General features: G+C 46.1%; 4 protein-coding genes. 2 read left to right on the forward strand and 2 right to left on the reverse strand.

Annotated elements, in window-relative coordinates; genetic code table 11:
* Both VIP81_RS01205 and VIP81_RS01210 read right to left on the reverse strand, forming a co-directional pair.
* The coding region (locus VIP81_RS01205) for a trans-sulfuration enzyme family protein (protein WP_331956651.1) at window positions 1-645 on the reverse strand (645 nt) is incomplete at its 3' end.
* Window positions 646-666: 21 nt separating this feature from the next.
* Entirely contained in the window at window positions 667-1,086 is a 420-nt protein-coding gene (locus VIP81_RS01210; protein WP_331956652.1) for an OsmC family protein, read from the reverse strand.
* 145 nt (window positions 1,087-1,231) lie between these two features.
* On the opposite strand from VIP81_RS01210, the gene metX reads away from it, so the two are divergent.
* Together metX and VIP81_RS01220 are read left to right on the forward strand one after the other, a co-directional pair.
* Window positions 1,232-2,269 (forward strand): homoserine O-acetyltransferase MetX, encoded by a 1,038-nt coding sequence (gene metX / locus VIP81_RS01215; RefSeq protein ID WP_331956653.1) that lies wholly within the window; start codon window positions 1,232-1,234, stop codon window positions 2,267-2,269.
* A 154-nt stretch (window positions 2,270-2,423) separates the two neighbouring features.
* On the forward strand, window positions 2,424-5,281 hold a 2,858-nt coding region (locus VIP81_RS01220; protein ID WP_331956654.1), incomplete at its 3' end, for a TonB-dependent receptor.

The raw sequence follows: 5,281 nt of genomic DNA on the forward strand, positions 1-5,281 counted from the left end.
GTCTATCCACTTGGTAGCGGAATGGGTTACGAGATGTGCGCCGGCAGCGATGGGCCGTTGTAATACGGGCGTAGCAAAGCAGTTGTCTACGTTGAGAATGATATTATGTTTATTGGCAATACCCGCCAGGAGTTCCAGGTCAATGATTTCCAGTCCGGGGTTGGAAGGTGTTTCCACAAAAATCATCCGGGTATTGGGTTTGATCATGGCTTCAATGCCGGCAGGATCGGTCATATCGAAATAAGAAGTTTCAATGCCCCATTTAGGCAGGAACTTGGTGATGACGGTATGGGTAGATCCAAAGATGGAACGGGCAGACAGCAGGTGGTCGCCTGCTTTGAGCAGGGCCATGAAGCTGGCGAAAATAGCACTCATGCCGGAAGCAGTCGCATAACCTGCTTCTCCGCCTTCAAGGGCGCACATTTTCTGCACAAATTCGTCTACATTGGGATTGCTGAAACGACTGTAGATATTAAAGTCCGTTTCATCCGCGAAAGTAGCGCGCATCTCTTCGGCATTATCAAAGCAAAAACTGGAGGTCAGGAACATGGGTGACGCGTGTTCCATCTGATCAGTTCTGGGAATTTGAATTCTTACAGCATTGGTATCCGGTTGGTATTGATTTCTATCTTTGTCTTTGCTCATGGATATGGTAATTACAGCAGTTTATGCGTTCAGTTTCACTTCCCAGGTCAGTTTTGTTTTGCCCTGACGCAGGGTTTCCGCCACAGAACAGTATTTGTTCATGGACAATTCTACTGCACGTGCAGCTTTATCGGGGTCAATATTACCTTTCAGGTGAAAAATAAGATGAGCGGTTTCCCAGAGAGAAGGTTCTTTCCCTTGCTCTCTTTCCGCGTCAATTTCAATGCGGAAATCAAGTACTTCCTGGCGTTGTTTCTTCAGGATCATCATCACATCGATGGCAGAACAACCGCCAAGGCCCATGATGACCATCTGCATAGGTCTTACCCCATTATTCTTACCGCCATTCTCCAGAGATGAGTCCATCAGTACTTTGTGGCCGCCTTCATCTACTGCCTCCATATTAAATCCGTCGTCTACTCTTTGTAATGCTATCTTCATGATTATTGAGTTTCTTCAACAAAGATAAAATAAAAGAATTACGAATTACGAATTACGAATTACGGAACTATGTGGGAGGGAGTAAGCAGTGGTCTTCCACATTATCCCGTAATTCGTAATTCGTAATTCGTAATTTTCACTAGTTTTGCGCAAATTCAAAGAAGCATTGTCGGCAAAGGTATTTCACAGTAAAGGAGCATTCCGGTTAGAGTCCGGTCAGGTATTACCAGCATTACACATCGCGTATCATACGTATGGTACCATGAATGAGGATGGCAGTAACGTGGTATGGGTATGTCATGCGTTAACGGCAAACAGTGATGTAGCCGACTGGTGGACGGGCTTAATAGGAACAGATAAAGCGATAGATCCGGCCAGGCATTTTATCGTATGTGCCAATATTATTGGCTCCTGCTATGGCAGCAGTGGTCCGCATACGATCAATCCTGAAACCGGGAAGCCCTGGTATCATAGCTTTCCCGCTATCACCATCCGGGATATGGTGCAGGCGCATGTGTTATTAAGACAACACCTGCAGATTCCACGTATTCATTTGCTGATTGGTGGCTCCATGGGGGGCTACCAGGTGCTTGAATGGGCACTGATGGAGCCGGAAGTGATAGACCGGTTGTTCCTGTTATGCACAGGAGCCGCCGAAAGTGCGTGGGGCATTGCCATTCACACCGCCCAGCGGTTGGCTATTGAAGCCGACGACACCTGGCAAAATGATTGTCACAGTGCCGGCGCCAAAGGACTGAAGGCCGCAAGAGCCATTGGTATGCTCACCTATCGGAACTACCAGACCTTTGTACGGGCACAATCTGATGAGGACAAAGAAAAGACAGATCATTTCCGGGCTTCTTCCTATATCAACTACCAGGGCGATAAACTGGTAAAACGCTTTAACGCGCAAACCTACTGGCTGCTCACCAAAGCCATGGACAGTCATAATATTGCACGTGGGCGCCATGAAACTATTACCACTACCCTATCGCATATTCAGCAGCCTACACTGCTGATAGGTATCAGCAGCGATATTTTATGCCCGCCGGAAGAACAGCAGTTAATGGCTGCCCACCTTCCAAACGCAACTTATCATGAAATAGACTCTTCGTATGGACATGACGGTTTCCTCATTGAATTTGAAAAAATCGGAGGCATTTTACAGGAGTGGATGAAATAAATAACAACTGACATTCAGTGATATACGTTTAATAAAAATGCAGCGGAAAATCCCGCTGCATTTTTATTTTAATACCTTCTTCCTATTTCTTCAAAACCAGCTTTTTTCGGTATATTTAAATTAGACCAAATCTAACCTATTAAACTCCACTGGTATGAAAAGCATTTTTATCAAAGCCTTTTGGGGCTTCCTGTTGCTTTTATTATCCCTTACCCAGGTAATTTCAGCACAAACATCCACTACTATTAACGGGATTGTACATCAGAAAGGTAGCGGCAATCCAATGGCCGGCGTGACCGTCAGTATTAAAGGTGCTACCGCAGGTACCATTACCGGCAACAGCGGAACTTTTACACTTAAAACCACGCACACCTTTCCACTGACCCTTGTATTTTCTTATGTGGGGTATAAAACTGAAGAAAAAGAAATCAACGCTGCAGCAGACAAAGTGGAAGTGGAACTGAGTTCCACGGAAATTCTTGGCCAGGAAGTAGTGGTAGCTGCCAGCCGTGTACAGGAAAGTATTTTGCAGTCGCCCGTATCCATTGAAAAACTGGATTCACGTGCTTTAAAAGCCTCTCCTGCTGCTTCCTTTTATGATGCCATCGGCAACCTGAAAGGTGTAGAAATGAGCACACAGAGTTTAACCTTTAAATCGGTAAACACCCGTGGGTTTAACAGCAACGGTAATACCCGCGTACTGCAGTTGAACGATGGAATGGACAACCAGGCCCCCGGTCTTAACTTTGCGGTAGGTAATATGGTCGGTATTCCCGAACTCGACCTGGACAACGTAGAACTGATCCCCGGCGCCGCATCAGCCCTATATGGCCCCAATGCACTCAATGGTATTGTGCTGATGACCAGCAAAAATCCATTTCAATACCAGGGAGTAAGTGCGCAGCTGAAAACCGGTTTTCTGAATGATAACGGCAGAAGCACCGCCACCACCGGATTTTATGACGTGGCAGTACGTTACGCACATGCCTTTAATAATAAATGGGCGTTTAAACTGAATATCGGTTACCTGCAGGCGAAGGACTGGCAGGCATATGACCACCGTGATCAGAGTCTCGCTAACGGACATACCCTGGAAGACGGTACCCGCGCTAATAATGAAGGGTATAACGGGGTAAATACTTATGGAGATGAGAATACGGTTAATATGTACAATACCCTGGCAGCGCAGGCAGCCACCCCTGGTTCGGCGCTTGCCACGCAACTGGCACAGCTTTCAGCCTTGTTCGGTGGCACCGTAACCCCTCAGCAGATCTTCAACTCCGCCATTCCAGGGGCCAGCAGCAGCAGTATTACCCGTACCGGCTACAATGAAGCGGATGTGGTAGACTATACCACCAAAAACATGAAACTGAATGGCGCCCTTCATTACAAAATCAATGAAAACCTGGAAGCCCTTATACAGGGTAGCTATGGATCTGGTACCACCGTGTACACCGGAGCAGATCGTTATTCGTTGAAGAACTTCAATATGGGTCAGTATAAAGTGGAGTTAAGGAGTCCTGACTTCTATGTAAGATTATATACCACCCAGGAAAGGTCCGGTGACAGTTATGCCGGCGGTACACTGGCCTCAGGTATTAACGAAGCCTGGAAGACCAGCCAGCAATGGTATGGTGAATATTTCGGCACTTATGCAGGCGCCTCCATCACTACGTTTGCACAGGCTTATGGTGCAGCTTTACAAGGGGGAGCCACTCCCACAGCAGCACTGGCTGCAGCACAGGCAGCTGTGAATGGCAATCGTAATACCTACAACAGCGCTGCCAGAACCACCGCCGACAAAGGCCGTTTATTGCCCGGCACACCGGAATTTGATGCCGCGGCGGATAAAGTAAAAAACAAGGCCATCCCAGGGGATGCTACTGGTGTAGGTGCTAAATTCACCGACAAAACCAATCTTTATCAGGCGGAGTTTATGTATAACTTCCATAACCTGATCCATTTTGCGGAGATCCTGGTGGGTGGTAACTATCGCCGCTATGCACTGAATTCCGAAAAGACTTTATTTGCATTGGATGATAACGGCAAAGAGTTTCGCATCAATGAATATGGTGGTTATGTACAGCTCATGAAAAAGCTGATCAACGACCATCTTAAATTAACCGGTTCCGTACGGTATGATAAAAATATGAACTTCAAAGGCCAGTTCAGTCCACGGGTATCTGCTGTATATACTTTCCTGGAAACACAGAACATCCGCATTTCCTATCAGACAGGATTCCGCATTCCGAATAACCAGGATCAGTATATTGATCTCGTAACCCCACAGGCACACCTGATTGGTGGTTTGCCGTTCCTCCGTGAACGTTATCACCTGGATCAGGGCCCTCTATATTCCTTACAATCCGTGCAGGCAGGCGCGCCTAAGCAATATACCTTCAGTGAGTTTTTACCGGAAAGAATACAGGCATATGAATTTGGTTATAAAGCACTGGTGGCAAAGAAATTATTAATCGATGCCTACATCTATAAAAATGATTTCAAAAATATGAATGGTACGCAGGTACTCATTCAACCTACCGGTGCAACTACCAGGAATGTGTTCTCTATCCCGGTGAGCGCACAGGAAACTGTACACTCATGGGGATGGGCGATTGGCCTGGATTACAGCCTACCACTCAATTTCACTGCTGGTGGCAACGTGTCTTATAATGAGTTGACCAATGGCGATGACCTGGGTAGTTTCCTTGCTATGTACAACACACCTAAAGTACGTTATAGCCTCAATTTCGGCAATCGTAACATTGCTAATTCAAATTTTGCTTTCAATATTTTATGGAAATGGCAGGAGTCCTTCATATGGCAATCGTCTTTTGTTGGACCTAACGTAAATGTGGCCGGTCTGAGCGAAATACCTGCTTTTGGTACGCTCGATGCGATGGTCAGTAAATTTTTCCCGAAGGCAAAAACAACGATAAAACTCGGTGCGGTAAATTTATTGAATAAGAAATATATTCAATCATGGGGTAACCCAACGATAGGTTCACAGTA

The organism is Chitinophaga sp., from assembly GCF_036566945.1.
Lineage (GTDB): Bacteria > Bacteroidota > Bacteroidia > Chitinophagales > Chitinophagaceae > Chitinophaga.

What these genes read in the sequence shown, in the direction of transcription:
- VIP81_RS01210 (WP_331956652.1), bottom strand. Translation starts at nt 1,086, where the DNA reads ATGAAGATAGCATTACAAAGAGTAGACGACGGATTTAATATGGAGGCA.